Genomic DNA, 18,825 nt, shown 5'->3' on the forward strand with positions numbered 1-18,825 from the left:
TTTGTGTATCGAATGAATGATTTTATCAGGAAAGCTTGACTGAGTTATTCTTTATCTGCTAATAGTATATTAAGTTTATTAAAAAGAGTTATCCTTTTCTGTGGAATACAAATCTTTCCTATGTTGTATTAGGGGCTATTTTGATCATGCTTGCTCTTTTGCCGCAATACTTAAAATGAAAGCGTTGCAAATCTAAGATGAGGTGACATTATGAAAGAAAAAAATCGTTATTGGGTGCTAGCTAAACGCCCTAGTGGCAATGATTATGCTTCTGCATTAGAGCTTGTAGAAGAGGAAATCGCGCCCCTTGTGGACGGTGATGTATTAATTCGGAATGCTTATTTTTCCCTTGATGCCGGAACACGTATGTGGATGACAGCACGAGAAGATTCTTATTCACCTCCCACCCCATTAAATTCCCCTGTAATTGGAATGGTTCTAGGAACTGTTGTTGAATCTCGGCATCCTGATTTTCGTCCTGGTGATCTGGCTCGTGCTTATGGACAATGGTCTGATTACTCGATTTCCAGACCCGATGAAACCTATGTGGAACGAGTTAGCTGGCAACTTGATGATCTTCGTTAACACTTAGCTGTTTTTGGTCCCAACGGCTGGACTGCATATTTGGGAGTTGTGGAATATGCAAAAACAATGCCAGGAGAGACTTTTGTAGTTTCTGCCGCATCAGGTGTGACAGGTGCGCTAGCAGGTCAAGTTGCGGCTGGGCTGTCGAGTTATTGGGATAACTGGTTTAAAACAAAAAGGAGCTTGGCTTACTGACGAGTTGGGCTTTAGCGCAACAATTGATTATAAACGAGAAGATGTCGCCTCCCGTTTGCGCGAATTGTGTCCAGAGGGCATCAATGTGTATTTTGATAATGTAGGTGGCAATATCTTAGATGCTGCTTTGGAAAATATGGCCCTATTTGGTCGCGTCGCAGTTTGTGGATTACTACTTAATTATGATCAAGAAGGTCCAATTCCTGGTCCCTATAAATTTGACCAAGTGTTGATGAAACGCCTTCAATTTACTGGATTTTTCTCACCTGACTTCTATCATCGCGGGCCGGATGTGAATCGAATCATGCGCCCTTGGTACGAAGCAGGAAAATTGAAAATGGAATTTGACGTTACTCAAGGACTAGAGAATACCTTAGAAGCATATGAAAGACTTATTACTGGAAAAAAAGTAGGTAAATCTTTGGTGCAGCTAGCTGAACTGTAAACCATTTCGTATTAGTTAAGCGTCTAATATCTGAATGCTTACATATTGATCGTTTTCAAAGCATTAGAGTAGGGAATTTTAAAGGACTGAATGAGCCACAAGTACTCACGACTACAAATCCATGATATGTAGTGGTGAGAGTTATCTACAATAAATAATACTGAAAATCATAATATACTCATAAATCCCGTTCAGGAAAGTATTGAATGGGATTTTATGTGTTGAAATCGATCGTGGTGTATGAACTTTTAATGTGATAGGAAATCCTTAGAGCAGATGCACTAGTTTTAGCGATTTTTAGAATAAAACTATCTAATATGTATCAAAAAGAAAGAGCTTTCATATAAAAGTCCCATTATTCACACTTTAATTAGCCCGCATGTACTATACTAGAATTAGTCGTCCAATCCAATAAATATAAAATAATTAATAATTCCAGGAGAGTATAGGAAGTCTCCATTATGTATATAGAGGAAGACTAAGTATGGATGCACATAAAAAGAACAATCGATCAAAAATTGTTTATCGAAATCAGTCTCCATGATTATACATGTGGATTCCTTTAGGAGGCTATTATGGTTAAAGTTCAAGGTTTATATAAAAATGTTGTAGATCTAGACGAATTTGAAGACTATTATACGAAAGTTATCATTCCTAAAGTCCTTAGTGTCCCAGGCGTTTTAAAAATGGAATATACAACACTCTATCATGCAACGAGTGAGCAACCAGAAGGATTGAGTAATATCCATGTGTTAACAGAAACTTATTTTGACTCGATGGAAGAAATGAGGAGAATACTTAGTTCTGAAGAAGGTGTTGCCATCACAAAGTTAATCACAGCACTTGCAGATGAGGAAGAGCTTGTGCAAATTCATAGTTACATTGCGCAAGAAAAAGTAATTTATGCGCCAAAGTGGATTGAGAGAAAGACAGAAGGAGAAATCATAGAGATTATTGATCTAGATAACCTAGATCTTCGTTAAAGAAAAAAAGAGATGGCTTTAGTGGCACATCTCATACTAAATTCAACGATTTGCAATAAACCAATCAATTTCTTTCTCACCAATTCTACGCAAAAACTCATTTGTTTTGCTAAATGGTTTGCTACCAAAGAAACCATTTCGAGCAGAGAGTGGACTTGGATGAGCAGACTCGATAATATGGTGATTTTTATTGGTGATAAAAGATTTTTTCGCTTGAGCATGTCTTCCCCATAGTATAAATACAACTGGCTTTTCCCGCTCGTTTAGTTTATGTATTACTTCATCTGTGAAGTTTTCCCACCCACGCCCCTTATGGGCGTTTGGTGTTTTTTCACGTACTGTGAGTACTGCATTCAGGAGCAATACCCCTTGTTTTGCCCAGGATTCAAGAAAACCATGGTTTGGAATCGGGTGACCTAAGTCTGTCTGGAGTTCTTTAAAAATATTTTTTAGAGAAGGTGGTTGTTTTACACCTGGTTTTACAGAAAAGCTGAGACCATGTGCTTGTCCTTCCCCATGATAAGGGTCTTGGCCCAAAATAACTACTTTTGTTTCCTCATATGGAGTGAGGTGCAATGCGTTATATATATCTTCTTTTAGTGGGTAAATTACTTGTGTGGAATATTCATCTACTAAAAATTGGCGAAGTTGTAAGTAGTAAGGTTTTTCAAATTCACTATTTAGTAGATTTGCCCAGTCATTATTAAGAATGGCCATCATTTCACCTCATTTTGGTATATTCTCTATTATCGCATACTTTTTCTGTTAATTTAGTAGCAATCTTGTTAAGATTGTAAGATTATAAGCATAAAAAAACTGGATGATCGCACATCCAGTTTTTTTTATTAGTTCGCATCTTTTTTTCGTTTTACCATTTGATAGCCAATCGCTAAAATAATAAACCATATTGGTCCAACGATTAATGCAATTCTTGTTTCTGAATCAAATGCGAGTAGTACAATCACAGCAGCTAAGAAGAGGATGACGATCCAGTTGGTGAAGGGAGCACCAGGCATTTGAAAGTGACTTCTTTTTATTTTCCCTGCTTTTACTTTTTTGTGGTATTGAAGATGTGCGAACATGATAATCATCCATGTCCAAACAGCGCCAACTGTACCTATACTTGTTATGTAAGCAAAAGCCTTTTCAGGAATGAAATAGTTCAGTGCAACTCCAATTAATAGAAAAAAGGTTGAGATGGTAATGGCTTTTGCAGGAATGCTTCTATGGTTTACGGTTTGAAATCCTTTTGGAGCTTGTTTGAGTTGAGATAAATTAAATAGCATTCGACCAGAGCTAAAAACCCCACTGTTGCAAGATGACAAAGCAGCTGTTAAGACAACAAAATTAATAATCATTGCTGCGCCGGGAATGCCTACTTTTTCAAAAGTTAATACAAACGGACTTACATTTTCATCTAATCGGATCCAAGGGTAAATAGCCAAGATAACTGTTAGCGACCCAACATAGAAGATAAGAATACGCCAGATGACACTATCAATTGCTTTGGGGATGGTAGTATCTGGGTCCTTTGCTTCACCAGCAGTTACCCCAATTAACTCGACCCCGATAAAGGCAAACATAACCATTTGTAGAGATAGAAGCATCCCACTAAAACCTTCAGGGAAAAATCCTCCGTGTGACCATAGATTTGAGAATCCAGTAGCCTGTCCATAGTTACCAATTCCTGTGAAAATAATAAGTAATCCAACGAGAATAAGGACAATAATCGTTACTACTTTGATGAGAGCAAACCAAAACTCCACTTCTCCAAAAACTTTAACAGCAATCATGTTTATCAGATAAATAAAGACCAAAGATATTAGCGCAGGAATCCAGTTATCGATACGCGGAAACCAAAGGTTCACATATTTCCCAACTGCTGTGATCTCAGCCATACCAATAACAACCCACATAAACCAATATGTCCATCCGGTAAAGAAGCCTGCCCATTCTCCAATAAATTCACTTGCATAAGTACTAAAAGAACCGGACACTGGTTTATATAAAACCAGCTCTCCCAAAGCACGCATAATAAGGAAAATAATAAGTCCAGCGACAATATAATTGATCAGGATAGCAGGACCTGCAGTTTTAATTGCGGATGCTGATCCAAGAAAAAGTCCAACACCAATCGCTCCACCAATGGCAATAAGTTGGATATGCCTGCTTTGTAATTCCCTGGAAAGGGTTTCAGGCTGATTCTTTTTATTTGACATACAAACCACTCTTTTCATTTTGTGTATATATGATGTACTTATCTTCTTCTTGACAACTTCCCTATTCCCTTTTATAATTTGTGGTATTGCAAAAAATATGCTGGTGTAGCTCAGTTGGTAGAGCACTTCACTCGTAATGAAGGGGCCGCAGGTTCGAGTCCTGTCTCCAGCACCACTCGAAATCCTTGTGTTTACAGGGTTTTTTCTGTTTTTGAGTTAGTGAAATGAAGTCGAATTTGACCACGCACTGTGGTCAACTAGGGTGTAAAAGAAGGGATGGAGGTTAACAGAGGTTATATTCTTATTATTTATTCTATTGTGAATAATAGACACATACATGATGATTTTTTGACTTTTTTCCGATTGAGATAGATGAAGCTAGAATTAGGAGGATTTAAAAGAGGACGACCAGCTAATATCTAGTGACAGCAGCCGGTCGTGGTGTTCCCGTTAAGGGACAAGGACAGGGTTCCCCGCTCAGGAGAGAAACGGGAGGAGGAACATTGCATTCACTGTTCCGAAAATCGCGAAAACGATGACCGAAACGAGCTCGAAGTAGCGCCATCCCTTAGATTGGTTACGATTTACGGTTTCGTAACCAAGGAAGATGACGGCAACGACAGACACAATGAGCCAAAAGAGGTAGGTCACCATTTCAGACTCCCGGGAGATCGACCTTTGTGGATTAATCATAACATAGTAAGTTTATCAGGTATATAAGCCAAGTGTTTTGTTGTATTTGTTTGTTGTAGTGCCATACTAAAACTCTGCTTTGAAAGTTTGACAATGTTATAGAAGCATAGCTGGACCCCTGATCACGTTATCTTGATGTGATCAGGGGTCCTTTTCATCCAGATAGGCCGAAAAATGACCTCAGTTGGCGATTTGGTGAATCACCTTCTGAAGTTCTGCCCATGCTTCTGACTCTGCAAAGCCATGGGTTGCTCCTTCGATCCGGATCACTTTTCCTCCGATCAAGCGGTGGAGGATTTCCACGCTCTTCGGATCGACAACCTTGTCAGGGATCGCCTGAACCAGCACGAGTTGTTTGAGCGTTTGGAACCTTTCCTTGGTCGGAGTTGATGCCAGCAAATCCAACAAACGCCAGACCAGCTTCATCATCTCTACAACCGCCGAAAGTGGAAGGAATTTTGATACGAGAGCCTTCCAGAGGTATCGGAAATTGGTCTCCCAAGGTCGGGGGACGTTTGGAATAGCAATCCATTCCAAAGCCCAGCGCGACCACCTACTGATCTTCTCCAATTGGTGGGTAGAAACTCCCTTGATGTGGACTGGGGTGTTTACTACCAACACGCTCACCCGCTTCAGTTGGGATTCTGTGAATCCCCCTTCTGCAAGTAGCTCGGCGAGAGCCAGCATAGTGAGCACACCACCCATCGAGAATCCGATGAGATAGATCTCCTTGATTTCCCCGTCCAGAAGAATTTCCCTCATCTGCTGCTTGACTGACTGATTCCAGTCGCTTCCGCTGACCTTGGCAAGATCACGATAAGATGCGCAGTGACCGGGGAGTGTGGGAATCTTTGGCTGAATTCCCTTTTCCATTAGGAGATCCGCCATCCCTCTCGAATCAATGGGAGAAACTTCCCACATGATCGGACCTGATCCGATAGCGTGGAGCATCAGAGCAACCTTCATGACTTTCCCTTCGTAGACATGGGAAGGATCTTTTTCATCTAGTTTATATGAAAAAATCGAACGGTGGGAGTTTATTTTTTTTACGTGAAAGCGCAAAAAACTCTCGGTATAGAAATCCAAGAGTTTTCGTCTGTTCGTTTTAGCTATTTTTTCAGTGTATGTCTCGCTGAGGAAACTGTTTGGACGGCCAAAGAAGTTCTTTATGGACTGCCTTTTTGCCTCTAGAGAATGGGCCAGTTTGTTAGATTTGTTAGACTTTTTTCGGCTATCAGACAATGGCTGCTCCATAATTCTTTATCAAATTACATAATGAAAATTTTCACTATATAGAATATAATCGAAATGTAAGAATAAGGAATCATAGCTTTTTCGAGATAACGAACGCAACCAAATAAAGCTGGAGGTGTTTGTTTTGGCAAAAAGATTGATTCAATTCTTTATTCGTGAAGGACGTTCCAAACCGAGTAAGTGTAGAATTTGTGGTAGTACTGATCTTATCAAAGCAGATTCAGGTAAATGGATGTGTAGAGACTGTGATTCACAAAACTAGTAGAGGATTTAACAACAAAATAACGTATAGTAGGAGTAAGGCTTGTATTTAGAGCTTTACTCTTTTTAGTAGGGATGGTGCTGTTTTTGAAAGACCTAGAGTTCTTTTTAAAAGGATATAAACCAAGCTACTACAATACAGAACTAGATGAAGAGTTCACCAAACACTTACCAGAACTTATAAAATCGTATCCTTATATTGATATGGGAATAGAATTGATGGACGATGTTCAGTACTATTTATTTTTTCAAAATGATGTATTAAAAAGGGAATTTGAAGAGAGGATGGAGGGTGTTCCCATTCGTTCTCCTGAGTTTCATGAGATATTAGGGCATGCTCTTGGATATCCACCAAAAGCAGTTCATTTTTATGTACAAGCTGAGAGGGATAGAAGTCTTAAAAAAAAGAAAGTAGGCATTCATTATGCCAGTATCTCCTGTTCATCTAGTATCGATGATATTGTAGACAATGCTTTTTGGTTATGGAATACATATTCTTTTCAGGATGCAACCAAAGAACCTCTACGGATTCGAATAGATACAAAAATGCATGAGATTTCTTATAAAGACAGAGAAACATTAATCAAATTACAAAATGCTTTATTTGTATCAGCTGTATAACCCCTCTGAGGGTTATTTTTATTTAAATAACATTACTTTTTGACAAGTGTAATTTGTTATCATAAGTTTTATGGAAATTAGATTATAGGAGTGTTATTGCGTGCTGGGGCATTTGGACACGGTTTTCAAATATAGAGTGGGCTAGTTGGGATGCTTTAGCAGCTATAGGACAAGCACAAAACAATCACAGATTACTTACTTTTCTGTTTTCGGCTGTTAGCAACATCTTGATCACACACTCTGGTACAATAGCTTCATAAAGTGACTTTATGCTTCAAATAGAGATAATAATAACTTTTCCCCATTTTAATTGTAGGATTCATATCCCAGATTTATTTTGTATTCATTTTCGATTAAGAGTAGGTGTTTTTTTATTGAGTGGAAGTAATGTAACAATCAAAAGAATTTGCACATATGAAGAATTAAAAGAAGTAGCTGCTATTCGACGTGAGCTTTGGACCGACGATGGCGAAGTAGCTTTGGATCATATGAAGTTTATATCAGATCATGGCGGGATAATTTTAGGAGCTTATAAAGGTAATCAAATGGTTGGCTATGTTTATAGTTTTCCAGGATACCAACGAAATCAAGTGTATCTTATTCTACAAAATATCGGGGTTCTTCCTGCATACCAGCATCAGAAAATAGGGGAATCTTTGATGCAGTACTTAAAAGAAGAAGCAAAAAAAATAGGATATCAAGAGATAATATGGACATATGAACCATTGGAAAGCGTGAATGCATATGTATATCTTCATAAGATGGGAGCTGTCTCTTCTGAGTATCTCAAAAATTGTTATGAAGATGATCCTCAAGGTTTAGCAATTGATCGTTTTTTAACTCGTTGGGATTTGACAGATCCAAACCAGAAGTCATCTTCTCCACTATCTACTTTTGCAATCGAACAATCATTTAAGATTGATTACAACATAAATAGTGAGTCGCCATTAGAGTTGGATTTTGCAAATTTAGAAAAATATCCATATGTTCTCATTCCTGTACCTTCTAGTTTAAAAACAATTCGTTCCCGTACTCAGTTGCATGGATGGAGGGCTTTCACACGCACCGTATTTTTCCAGCTTTTCAACCATGGATGGGAGGTATTTAACCTTATCAAAAATAAAGATTCAGATTCCTCTATTCATTATTATGCTGCAAGAAAACAACAAAAAAGAAGATAATCATATCATCAAAGGAAAGAGAAAAAACTCTTGGAATTTTCACCAAGAGTTTTTTGTATTTTGCTAAGGGTTTATCTGTGTAAAAATATAATAATCTATGTGAAGGGGACTTATTTACAGGTGTCTGGAGCGAGGAGACTCGATCCAGACTGTGGGCAGGAGTGCGCTGAATTAGCGCTTCCTGTCCTGCCGACGTGCCTGATACCGCCGCCAAGAAGCGGGCATCATGCGCACTCCCCAGACGATCACGCCGATGGCGATGAAGAAGCTGAGCATGATGATGGCGACGTTTCCCTGCCCTGCGGAGTGAAGCAGAGCGAAGAAGAGCACGAGAGCGATGAGGATGTAGAAAAGCTTGCTGTTCACGGGAGCCTCCTATAGGGCTCGGACGATCCAGAAGTGGATCGATCTTGGACCGATGGACGAACGTGAGACTGATTGGAGTGGTTTCAAAGCCTTATTACTCGGTCATGGATATGACAATCGGCTGATACACACCCATCGTCAGTCATTTTTGATAGTTGAAGCTTACTAACTATACATTATCACATTTCTGAATCAATTTATAGCGAATAGGCTTGGAGTATGGGACATCCTCTACCTAGAATTTCTTTTACTTATTAGTAAATTTAATGAAATTTTCGTCCTTCTTAAAAGACTGAACTATGAATAGTTTGTGCCACAAAACTCGAAAAGTTGATCGAAAGTAAAATTTTGTTTCTCATTTTCAATCTGGCTAAAGAGAGGTATTATAGTTGTATGTACAATCAATATGAAGAGGGAGTCACACGATGCTGGAAAGCTATATTAAGGAATGCCTTTACTTTACTGCTAATCGACTAAGCAGAGTTGTCACCAAAATGGCTGAGGATGAATTTGCGGTTAGTGGATTGGCTCCAACCTATGCTTTTCTTATGATGGCGGTTTACGATAAAGAAGGAATTTCACAAAAAGAGTTAAGCGAAATTCTCCATTTACAGCCTTCGACTGTTACACGGTTAATTGAAAAATTAGTGCAAAAGAAGCTTATTACAAGCAAATCGGAAGGAAGACGATCTCTCATTTTTTGCACAGAAAAAGGAAAAGCACTGAAAAGTCTGATCTATGAGTGTTGGGATAACTTGCGTGCAAGATATAATGAAATTTTAGGACAGGAGCAAGGAGATTTACTTACACTTAACTTGTATCAAGTGAGTGATCAGTTAGAGCGAAAAGAATAGTATTTTTTTCATTTAATAGTTGTATGTACAAACAATAAACAAGGAAGTGCTGTTATGTATATAGGACTTGTTATTCTACATGTATTTATAGGATGTTTAGGTATCGGAATCTTTTTCTCGTTCGAGTGGATATGGGAGAGAGCAAAGAATGCGGAGCAGTTTTCGTTGGCAAAATCCGTAGTTGAGAGACTAGGAAACATTGCGGACAATTGCTTCAAAATCCAATTATTCACCGGATTAGGGTTGGGTTGGTTTCATCCGGGACTTTTTCAGTTAGTATGGTATGATTCATCCATTTTTCTCTTATTGATCGCAGGATTTTACTGGCGCTTTATTACCAAGCGGAAATGGAAATCTGTAGATGAGGAACTATTAACAAATGATGTTTACCAAAATGTCTGGAAAAAAGTAATCCCCCATATTTGGTTTGGTAGAGTTATCCTGATTGTCATTTTAATTCTCATGGTAACAAAGCCTGTATCATTTTAACATGGAAGTATTATAAGGCTTATGATGTATAAAAAAATATTTATAAAGACTTTGTGTATAACAACACTATTAGAAATAAAGAGAAATTTATATGAATAAAATAAGGAGACGACAAGTTGATAAGATAAAAATCTTTTTTTTCGGTATAATGGTTACGGAGTTTGTTTGGCAGATTTCAAGGGATATATAACTTTGAAATCAAAAAACCTTCAGAAGCAAGAGAGTTTCTTATCGAAAAAACTGTCTCATCCAATGGATGCAATGCGTCCCACCCACGAGTAGTAAAACTTGAGGCGATTTATTGGGTATATGGAAAAATATAAGCATTCGAAAGCATGGAAAGAACGAAGGGTTTGAGCTGATAAAAATGCTGATCCCGAGATCGAAGAAGTCATTGTCTATATTTTTGATTAAATGATGGGAAGTTATTCAGAAACGTATAAAATATTGAGATTGTCAAAAGAAACTTTGTTGCAATTACACAGAAATATAGCAAAACATCCCTATATCGCTTATCATGTTCATAGGAACATACATAAGGAGTGACAGCATGAGTTATTTTGATGGGAAAAATGAATTCGCCATTGCGGTAACAGACAATGGTCGACATAAAGTAAAAGGGGCACTGATTCAAGGAAAGCATGTGCATACAGATGATTTTTTCAGTTATATTGGGGAATACGTAGATTTGGATTTTCATGCTAATTCAGATGAAGATATGATTGTTCAGATCGGTAGAAAAGGAGAAAAGGGGACTTATTTTGTTGGTGATCTGGCACGTAGAGCCGGTAATCATGCCAAGAAAGCAAAACAAGACTCCAAAGCTCATGAGCAGAACATGATTTTCACCCTTACGATGCTTCATCGCCTTGGTGTTGCTGGAAATGTGAAAGTAGGTACGGTAGTTCCTATCGAAAATCATCGTTCAGATGCAAAAAAATTAAAGCAAATGTTAGTTGGAGAGCATTTTGTTACGGTTAACGGTGTAGAAAGACGCATTAACATACTGGATGTGCTGGTAGGAGTAGAGGGTGGAGCTACTTATTATGTTACCCCAGAAGAAGATACGGAAGAAAAAGTAGTTCATATTATGGCGATTGGATCGGAAAAATCCAATTTTGCTACTTATGACCACAATGGTCGTTATGTCCACAACCAATCAGGTTCTTCTTCGAATATTTCCTGGGAAAAGTTTCGAAACTTCTCCAAAGAAACGAGACCAGAAGCAATTGCAAAAGCTATTTTTTCAGAAGTTGGCGGATATCATTGGGATTTACCTTATGAAGATGAATACGGCGATGTTCGCGAAAAAGTTTTCTATGTATCTGGTGGGGCTGCGGAGTTGTTGATTGCAGAAGTTCGTAAGTTTTTTCCAAATGCTCAAGTCGCACCAAACCCATTGTACAGTGATTGTTTAGGAATGCTTCATGCTGCTGCGCTCGAGTGGGTACCAGAAGGGTGGTAGAGGATGAGCGAACAAGATCCAAGGGAGATTCTTGGAACTCGTAAACGCAATGTCACGCTCACTTTCGATTTGAAAGACCAAAATGAGCGTGAAGTTTATGAGTGGTTTAACGAGCAGGCAGATAATGGTTCAACCTTTATCAAACAAGTACTCTCCCAGTATAAGGAGTATCAAAAATTTGTGCAAACGGTATCAAAATTGCATGAAATGATGCCCATGATGCAACAGATGTTTCCAATGGGTGCAAACAGTAATCCCATCATGAATCCACTCCAGCAGATGAGTTCGCAAGTAAATCAACAAGTCCAACAACCGTTTTCTAAGACACAACCTTTTTCACAAACGCAACCCCTTTCACAAACAAATACGACACCAAAGGCAGCGACAAATTCGAATCCCGCCCCGATCCCATCTCGTTCAGCTCGACATGGCGGAGGTTCGAAGCGGAGAAGGACAAGCATGCCAATGGAATAGAAAAAAGCTCCCTCTAAAATCTTTAGAAGGAGCTTTTTTTATTAATATAAAATAAAGAAAATTATTGATTATACATCAATATAGAGTGATAATATGTTTAGGCAACACGGCCTTTACAAGATGGAGCCAAAATGGCTACTAATCATGGAATTGTCCGTTTCACTTCCGGTTCTGCAGTTGTTACCCCTGGGGAAGGGAACAGTCCCATTACAGCGGTGAAGGTGATTGTCTATGACAACGATCGTTCTCCGCTGGAGTTCAAGAACGATACCTACAAGGTAACTGCGGGTGAAGTAAAGGTATTCACGAATGCAAAGAATACCTTGCTTTTTACTCCAACTGTTAAGGACCCGGTCTCTATCCAGCCGATGTGACATATAATATGGCTGGAATCTGGACGTCAGACAGTGATACTGTCTGACGTCCACCCTGTTAATAAGTATAAGGATATAGATTATTTTAAAATCGACAATTCATTTTCTATTAGAATAATATTCTATAAAAAATGTTAATAATAAATAGCTGATCATATGATCAGCTATGCCAAATAAGCCTCTGTCACTTGCTTGTTCTCCAACAATGCCTTCGCATCATCCGCAAGAATAATGTTCCCAGTCTGAACCACATATCCCCGATGTGCAACCGATAACGCTTGATAGGCGTTTTGTTCCACTAATAAAATCGTCATGCCTGTTTGGTTTAATTCCTCTATAATCTCAAAGATTTGTTCGACGATAATAGGTGCTAACCCCATAGAAGGCTCATCGAGCAACAAAATGCTTGGTTTGCTCATCAATGCTCTACCGATCGCAAGCATCTGTTGTTCCCCGCCACTCATCGTGCCGCCTTGTTGATTCAGTCGCTCTTTGATTCGTGGGAAGTATTGAAAAACTAATTCCATTTGATTTTGGATTTCTTTTTTATCTTTTAGTTGAAAAGCTCCCATTTCTAAGTTTTCTTTTACCGTGAGTCTAGGAAAAATGCGCCTTCCTTCTGGAACATGTGCTACTCCGAGCTTAGCTGTTTCATGGGGTGGAAGCTTGGTGATATCTTTTTGCTGAAATAATATCGTACCTGTTGTTTTTACTTGACCACTGATTGCTTTTAGCGTCGTTGATTTACCTGCACCATTGGAACCGACAAGAGTAACGATCTCTCCTTGATCGACGTGAAGAGAAAGATCATGGAGTGCTTGGATTTGATCATAATAAGCAGATACTTGTTTCAGTTCTAATAAGGAGTTATAGCCCATTACGAACAGCTCCTTTTCCGAGATATGCTTCAATCACTCTTGGGTTGGTGCGGATTTCATCTGGATTGCCAGAGGCGATCTTTTGTCCATAATCCAGTACGATTATTTCCTCTGAAATCTTCATTACTAATTTCATATCGTGTTCGATAAGGATAATGGTTAAGTCAAAGTCATCTCTTACTTGAATGATAAGCTCTGTTAGTACTTTGGTTTCTTTTGGATTCATCCCAGCAGCTGGTTCATCGAGAAAGAGCACTTTTGGCTTTGTAGCTAGGGCACGAGCAATTTCGAGACGTCGTTGTTCTCCGTATGGAAGATTTTTTGCTTGTTCGTTGCATTTCTCTGCAAGACCGACTGTTTGCAGCAATTGATAAGCATGTCGTGCAGCATTATCTTCTTCTTTTCGAACAGATGGGAGACGAAGGAGCGTACTGATCAGACTAGAATGGAGGTGTGTATGCATTCCCACTAGTATATTCTCAAGTGCTGTCATCTCTTTGAACAAACGGATATTTTGAAACGTCCTTGCAATCCCGTACCCAGCTATTTGATTTGGTTTTCGGTTTAATAGGGAAGTGCCAGCTAAAGTGATACTTCCCTTGTCAGGCTTATAGATTCCTGTAATTAAATTAAACAATGTCGTTTTTCCAGCGCCATTAGGACCAATAATCGCTGTAATAGAGCCCTGTTTTATAGCAGCATCCACTTGGTTGACAGCAGTCAATCCTCCAAATTGTTTGGTAACCCCTTTTAACTCTAGCAGTGACATAATGCATCCTCCTATTTATCTGTTGTGGGCTGATCTATTAATTTGCCAGGATCAACCTTTTTTGGTTTTGCTGTGATCAATCCTTTTGGTCGATAAATGGCTATCAGAACAAGCACAACTCCAAAGATTAATCGTTGCATTTTCATAGGAGAGAGTGTATCGGAAATACTAAAGTTTTGAGTTAGAAAATTGGTGACTTCCGTTAAAATTTGTAGATTTAATACGGATATGATGGTTGCACCAAGGATAACACCTGGTACACTTCCCATACCTCCCAAGATAACCATTACCAAAATTGTGATGGATTCAATCAAAGTAAAACTAGAAGGATCAACAAACATATTTTTTGCAGAAAAGACAACCCCCATCATGCCAGAAAAGGAAGCCCCTAATGCAAAGGCCCATAATTTTGTCTTCACTAATGGGATCCCCATTGCTTGTGCTGCAATCTCATCTTCTCGAATAGCCTTCCAAGAGCGCCCAAGTTTGGAATCCTCTAGGCGTCTAACCGCAATGATGACAATTAATAGGATAGCGATGACAATAAAGTAAAACTGACTTGCCAGACTAAACGTAAAGCCAAATATTTCTGGTTGATTAATTTGAGACAGCCCTTGAGCTCCATTGGTAATGTTGACCGGTTTGTCCATATTGTTAAAGACAATACGAATAATCTCCCCAAATCCGAGTGTGACAATGGCTAAATAATCACCTTTTACGCGAAGAACAGGTATGCCAAGTAAGATACCAAATAAAGCAGCCATCAATCCTCCAATGATAATAAAAGGCCAGAACCAAGTTCCTGCAAGGGGAAAGAAATCACTATGGAACAATTGCGCTGCTTGGGGAGACGCAAAAATTCCATATGTATATGCTCCAATGGCGAAAAAAGCTACAAACCCGAGATCTAAAAGACCAGCAAAACCAACCACGATATTCAGACCCAATGCCATTGCGATATAGATTCCTGTTTGTACAGCTACTTCCATGTAATCTTGTTGGGAAGTCCCCCCTGATGTGGCAAAGGGAATAATGACAACTAAAAGGAGAAGAGAGATGATCCATTTCAAACGATTGGAGAGACTGGTATAGTGAAGGAGTAACAAAGAACCGAGCAGTAAGAGAAATGCAGTAACGGATCTTTCTAAAAAATATACACTAGCACTACTTGCCAATATAAATAGAAGAAGCATGCTAAGTTGCATTTTTGGACTATCTTTCATCATGACTGACCATTTGCTCATCTCCATCACCTACACTTTCTCCTTAACAGATTTTCCAAACAATCCTTCTGGTTTAAAAATAAGCACAAGAATCAAGATAGTGAATGCAAAAACATCTTTGTATTCGGACCCAATTACTCCACCTGTGATCGTACTGAGGTTAGCCGCAGCAAATACCTCTAATACTCCAAGTATAAGGCCGCCAAACATTGCCCCTCGTATATTTCCGATACCCCCTAAAACCGCCGCAGTAAATGCTTTTAATCCAAGAATAAAACCAATGTATGGATCAATCGTTGCATATTGTTGGGCAAATAAAAATCCAGTGGCCCCACCAATAGCAGAACCAATAAAAAATGTTAGGCTGATTACTTTGTTTACATTGATGGACATGAGAGCTGCCGTTTCTTGATCTTGTGCGACAGCTCGCATCGCCGTTCCCCATTTGGTTCTATTTACAAAAATATCTAATAAAATCATGATGATGATCGTGATACCAATAAGGATGAGCGTATTGTTTTTTATAGTTGCATTGTGAAATGTTCCGATAATGGAAGAAAAGGGAATAGTCACTTTACCTTCAAATAAGGTTGTACCAGTAACAATATAATTTCCTGTTTTGAACTCCGCAAAGAAACGAACTAAATCTTGAAGGATAAAAGAAATACCAATAGCAGAAATTAGCGGTATTAATCTTGGAGCCTTTCGTAGTGGACGGTAAGCTAATCTTTCGATTCCAATTCCGAGTAACCCTGTTAGCAAAGCGGTGAGAAGGAGGATGAGAATAAGCGTAATCCAAGCTGGCATGGCGATGCCGAAAACGCCAAGTGAAAGCAAAAGTCCCGTTCCAATAAAAGCTCCAGACATAAATATCTCCCCATGGGCAAAGTTAATTAGCTCCAAAATCCCGTATACCATGGTATATCCTAAAGCTACTACAGCATAGATAGCTCCTAGGGTAAGTCCATCGACCAGAACTTGGGGAAGAGCAGATAGGATGTTGCTCATGCAGACACTCTTCCTTTCTTTGTGTAATAAAAAAGAGGTGGAGATGTATATCACACCTCTTTTAGCTATCTACTGTTTTCCTTCTTCACCTACAAGAGGACCTGGATATTGTTTATTCTCAAATTTATGAATAAATATTTTGGCAAAATCATTGTCACCTTTATCATCAAACGATACTTTGGTAGCAATACCTTGGTAGTCTTTAATGGCATGAACAGCGTCCAATACTTGTTCACGATTTGGTTTTTTGTTTCCGTTCTTCTTAATCGCATCTTCAAGTCCTTTTAAGAGCACATTCATGGCATCATAGCCATAATAAGCATAGGATTGAGGTTCTTTATTGAATTTTGCTTTATATTTCTCTGCCCACTTTTTCCCTTCGGTTGTATTGCTGACATCAGCGGCTGTAGTGCTATAGTAAACGTCTTTGATGGCATCTCCAGCTATGGTGTACATATCTGAGGAGTCTACGCCATCACCACCCATCATGGGGACAGTGATTCCTTTTTCCCTAGCTTGCTTTACAAGTATTCCGAATTCAGAATAAATGCCTCCATAGAAAATGAAGTCAGGTTTGGCTGCGGCAACTTGATTTAGTACCCCACTGAAATCTTTTTCTCCAGAAGTGATACCTTCGTTTCCAGCGATTTTTGCTCCATTTGCTTCTGCTTGTTTTTGGAATTTGCTTGAGATACCTTGTCCATATGCTGTTTTGTCTTGGATGATAAAGATATTTTTTGCATGTAGCTTATTTGTTGCATAGTTTGCGTCAGCTGAGCCTTGGACATCATCCCTAGCAACGATTCGATGCACGGATTTGTTACCGCTTTCAGTTAGCTCCACAGCGGTATTTGCTGGAGACACCATGACTAGTTTGTTTTTCTGATAAGTAGTGGCGGAGGGAATAGCGACACCAGAGTTATAGTGTCCCACTACACCAAGGATAGACGGATCAGCACCGATACTTTGTGCATTAGCTACACCTTTTTTGGGGTCTGCTTGGTCATCATAGGGAGCTAATTTTAAATCAAAGCCTAACTTTTTAAACGCTTCAACATGATCATCTATTGCTAATTGAGCACCGTTTTTAATAGCTTCACCAACAGTTGCTTGGTTACCGGAAAGAGGAGATTGAGTAGCGACCTTTATTACATTACCACTTGAATTATTGCTACAACCAATGGCACTAATAGAAAGAAGACTGAGTGATAATCCTATCAAAAAAACTTTTCTCATTTGCATACCTCCTGATGGTTGAACAACTAAGGAAAAGCAAGATATTGGAACTATCCCTCCTTTCTTTATTTCGGGAAGAAAAACTTTTCTGTGAAATTTTTGTTAAATCTATTCTTATAATAAAAAATAAAAGTAAAAAAATCTATATGCAAAGAATGGTTTGTACCGTTTTTTAATAATATTGATGTTTAAAAATAATAAAATACTATTTAAATATAAGTGGAATCAGTTATGTGCTGTCTGAATGTGCGTTTGTTAAATAACAATAAAATTTAGAAGAAAGCTGCTTTTTGATATAATAAACCATGATTAATCGCCCTAGGGAGACTACATTTTTTGAGCTTGGTTCACTTCCTTAGGGTACCAAGACCTACCTAAAAATCTCCCGCCTCTATGCATTAGTATAGGTTAAGGGAGGATTCAAGCAATATATAAATATAGGAGGAGGACATTATCCGATTAATGAAATGGATACTCAAAGGTATCAACTACTTTCTAGTTGGAGCAATCTATCGTCTTTTTCCGGAATTGGATAGATCAGTTAAAGTATGTATTCATTTTTTTAGCATGTTAGGTGTATTTTGTTTGCTTCTTTTCCCATGGTTAGAATATAAAATCATTTTATTTTTAGCAGCTTTTTGGTCTTTTTATACTACAGTTAAGGCCTGGGAGGAATATTACTCGAAATCACCTAAGAAAGTGAAAGCAGAACGAGTTTACACGACAGAAGCGCGAGCTGATCCAATGGACTTTAAGTACAGAAGACAAAGACCATCTTTGACAATAAAACCATCGCCCCACAAAAAAAAGGTAATAATGCATAGAAGAGCTACCATCATTAAAAAATAGGAGATATTAAGAAGAATATAGTATGTTCATCACTCTTTTGCCCAGACATACAATAGAAAGTAAGTTTATTACCATTGCAACAGACTATAAGGGTGCACGAAAAAGATCAGCAAGGTATGAATGAATGACGTCTTTTGTTTAGATAAAGTAGAAATTGTACACTGTTAACACATAACTTATACGGCTTTTACTAAGTTCTTTTGGTTCTAATAAAAAAAGATTAAAAAAGGGGTTGCAATCTTTTTTTAGCCATGTTATATTATTTCTTGTCGCCGCGAGCAACACACAAACGGCTGACAAACAACAAAAAGCACTTGTTTTTATAGACGAGTTGTGATAAGATATAAGAGTCGCACTTTGCACCTCAGACAGGGGCACAAGTTGCGCTAAGGCGATAAATCGC

The 18,825-nt window shown here is 38.6% G+C and carries 21 protein-coding genes and 1 tRNA gene; 13 read left to right on the top strand and 9 right to left on the bottom strand.

Annotation, left to right across the window (positions count from 1 at the left end; genetic code table 11):
* Nucleotides 1-210: 210 nt before the first annotated feature.
* The 3 genes from GSM42_RS20430 (at nucleotide 211) to GSM42_RS19780 (ending at nucleotide 2,208) form a co-directional block, all read left to right on the top strand.
* A complete protein-coding gene (locus GSM42_RS20430) occupies nucleotides 211-585 on the top strand; it encodes a hypothetical protein (protein WP_202405004.1) in 375 nt (124 codons plus the stop codon).
* 130 nt (nucleotides 586-715) lie between these two features.
* Nucleotides 716-1,225, top strand: a complete 510-nt coding sequence (locus tag GSM42_RS20435; protein WP_202405005.1) for a zinc-binding dehydrogenase — start codon at nucleotides 716-718, stop codon at nucleotides 1,223-1,225.
* Nucleotides 1,226-1,800: 575 nt separating this feature from the next.
* Nucleotides 1,801-2,208, top strand: coding sequence for an EthD family reductase (locus GSM42_RS19780; protein WP_160803291.1), 408 nt, complete (start codon nucleotides 1,801-1,803; stop codon nucleotides 2,206-2,208).
* Between the two features lie 42 nt (nucleotides 2,209-2,250).
* On the opposite strand, the gene GSM42_RS19785 is transcribed toward GSM42_RS19780, so the two are convergent.
* Together GSM42_RS19785 and GSM42_RS19790 are read right to left on the bottom strand one after the other, a co-directional pair.
* On the bottom strand, nucleotides 2,251-2,928 hold the full coding sequence (locus GSM42_RS19785; RefSeq protein WP_160803292.1) for a uracil-DNA glycosylase: 678 nt from the start codon (nucleotides 2,926-2,928) through the stop codon (nucleotides 2,251-2,253).
* Nucleotides 2,929-3,053: 125 nt separating this feature from the next.
* Entirely contained in the window at nucleotides 3,054-4,427 is a 1,374-nt protein-coding gene (locus tag GSM42_RS19790) for an amino acid permease (protein ID WP_160803293.1), read from the bottom strand.
* A 99-nt stretch (nucleotides 4,428-4,526) separates the two neighbouring features.
* On the opposite strand from GSM42_RS19790, the gene GSM42_RS19795 reads away from it, so the two are divergent.
* Nucleotides 4,527-4,602, top strand: a tRNA-Thr gene (locus tag GSM42_RS19795).
* Nucleotides 4,603-5,300: 698 nt separating this feature from the next.
* Here GSM42_RS19795 and GSM42_RS19800 read toward each other — a convergent pair.
* The gene (locus GSM42_RS19800; RefSeq protein WP_160803294.1) at nucleotides 5,301-6,362 is read right to left on the bottom strand and encodes an alpha/beta hydrolase; all 1,062 of its coding nucleotides are present in this window, start codon (nucleotides 6,360-6,362) and stop codon (nucleotides 5,301-5,303) included.
* A gap of 136 nt (nucleotides 6,363-6,498) precedes the next feature.
* Between GSM42_RS19800 and GSM42_RS19805 the strand changes: the two genes are divergently transcribed.
* From GSM42_RS19805 to GSM42_RS19815, 3 genes are all read left to right on the top strand, one after another.
* On the top strand, nucleotides 6,499-6,636 hold the full coding sequence (locus GSM42_RS19805; protein WP_160803295.1) for a hypothetical protein: 138 nt from the start codon (nucleotides 6,499-6,501) through the stop codon (nucleotides 6,634-6,636).
* Nucleotides 6,637-6,722: 86 nt separating this feature from the next.
* Complete coding sequence (locus tag GSM42_RS19810; RefSeq protein ID WP_160803296.1) at nucleotides 6,723-7,256, top strand: hypothetical protein; 534 nt, start codon at nucleotides 6,723-6,725, stop codon at nucleotides 7,254-7,256.
* A gap of 374 nt (nucleotides 7,257-7,630) precedes the next feature.
* On the top strand, nucleotides 7,631-8,437 hold the full coding sequence (locus GSM42_RS19815; protein ID WP_160803297.1) for a GNAT family N-acetyltransferase: 807 nt from the start codon (nucleotides 7,631-7,633) through the stop codon (nucleotides 8,435-8,437).
* A gap of 171 nt (nucleotides 8,438-8,608) precedes the next feature.
* On the opposite strand, the gene GSM42_RS19820 is transcribed toward GSM42_RS19815, so the two are convergent.
* Entirely contained in the window at nucleotides 8,609-8,803 is a 195-nt protein-coding gene (locus tag GSM42_RS19820; RefSeq protein WP_160803298.1) for a hypothetical protein, read from the bottom strand.
* Nucleotides 8,804-9,228: 425 nt separating this feature from the next.
* Here GSM42_RS19820 and GSM42_RS19825 point away from each other — a divergent pair, with 425 nt between their 5' ends.
* The 5 genes from GSM42_RS19825 (at nucleotide 9,229) to GSM42_RS19845 (ending at nucleotide 12,459) form a co-directional block, all read left to right on the top strand.
* Entirely contained in the window at nucleotides 9,229-9,657 is a 429-nt protein-coding gene (locus GSM42_RS19825; RefSeq protein WP_160803299.1) for a MarR family winged helix-turn-helix transcriptional regulator, read from the top strand.
* 54 nt (nucleotides 9,658-9,711) lie between these two features.
* Nucleotides 9,712-10,146 (top strand): DUF2269 family protein, encoded by a 435-nt coding sequence (locus GSM42_RS19830; RefSeq protein WP_160803300.1) that lies wholly within the window; start codon nucleotides 9,712-9,714, stop codon nucleotides 10,144-10,146.
* A gap of 550 nt (nucleotides 10,147-10,696) precedes the next feature.
* A complete protein-coding gene (locus tag GSM42_RS19835) occupies nucleotides 10,697-11,611 on the top strand; it encodes a ParM/StbA family protein (RefSeq protein ID WP_160803301.1) in 915 nt (304 codons plus the stop codon).
* Between the two features lie 3 nt (nucleotides 11,612-11,614).
* Entirely contained in the window at nucleotides 11,615-12,085 is a 471-nt protein-coding gene (locus tag GSM42_RS19840; protein WP_160803302.1) for a hypothetical protein, read from the top strand.
* A gap of 131 nt (nucleotides 12,086-12,216) precedes the next feature.
* Nucleotides 12,217-12,459 carry a hypothetical protein gene (locus tag GSM42_RS19845; RefSeq protein WP_160803303.1) on the top strand — a complete coding sequence of 81 codons (243 nt, stop codon included), beginning with the start codon at nucleotides 12,217-12,219 and terminating at the stop codon, nucleotides 12,457-12,459.
* Nucleotides 12,460-12,623: 164 nt separating this feature from the next.
* On the opposite strand, the gene GSM42_RS19850 is transcribed toward GSM42_RS19845, so the two are convergent.
* From GSM42_RS19850 to GSM42_RS19870, 5 genes are all read right to left on the bottom strand, one after another.
* Nucleotides 12,624-13,337, bottom strand: coding sequence for an ABC transporter ATP-binding protein (locus GSM42_RS19850; RefSeq protein ID WP_160803304.1), 714 nt, complete (start codon nucleotides 13,335-13,337; stop codon nucleotides 12,624-12,626).
* Nucleotides 13,327-14,106, bottom strand: a complete 780-nt coding sequence (locus GSM42_RS19855) for an ABC transporter ATP-binding protein (protein WP_160803305.1) — start codon at nucleotides 14,104-14,106, stop codon at nucleotides 13,327-13,329. The genes GSM42_RS19850 and GSM42_RS19855 overlap by 11 nt, the downstream gene beginning before the upstream one ends.
* A gap of 11 nt (nucleotides 14,107-14,117) precedes the next feature.
* The gene (locus GSM42_RS19860; protein WP_160803309.1) at nucleotides 14,118-15,350 is read right to left on the bottom strand and encodes a branched-chain amino acid ABC transporter permease; all 1,233 of its coding nucleotides are present in this window, start codon (nucleotides 15,348-15,350) and stop codon (nucleotides 14,118-14,120) included.
* Nucleotides 15,351-15,359: 9 nt separating this feature from the next.
* A complete protein-coding gene (locus tag GSM42_RS19865) occupies nucleotides 15,360-16,337 on the bottom strand; it encodes a branched-chain amino acid ABC transporter permease (RefSeq protein ID WP_160803306.1) in 978 nt (325 codons plus the stop codon).
* A gap of 69 nt (nucleotides 16,338-16,406) precedes the next feature.
* On the bottom strand, nucleotides 16,407-17,579 hold the full coding sequence (locus tag GSM42_RS19870) for a branched-chain amino acid ABC transporter substrate-binding protein (RefSeq protein ID WP_160803307.1): 1,173 nt from the start codon (nucleotides 17,577-17,579) through the stop codon (nucleotides 16,407-16,409).
* A 456-nt stretch (nucleotides 17,580-18,035) separates the two neighbouring features.
* Between GSM42_RS19870 and GSM42_RS19875 the strand changes: the two genes are divergently transcribed.
* Nucleotides 18,036-18,422 carry a hypothetical protein gene (locus GSM42_RS19875; RefSeq protein ID WP_160803308.1) on the top strand — a complete coding sequence of 129 codons (387 nt, stop codon included), beginning with the start codon at nucleotides 18,036-18,038 and terminating at the stop codon, nucleotides 18,420-18,422.
* Nucleotides 18,423-18,825: the final 403 nt, after the last annotated feature.

The organism is Shimazuella alba, assembly GCF_009831235.1.
GTDB classification, from domain to species: domain Bacteria; phylum Bacillota; class Bacilli; order Thermoactinomycetales; family Thermoactinomycetaceae; genus Shimazuella; species Shimazuella alba.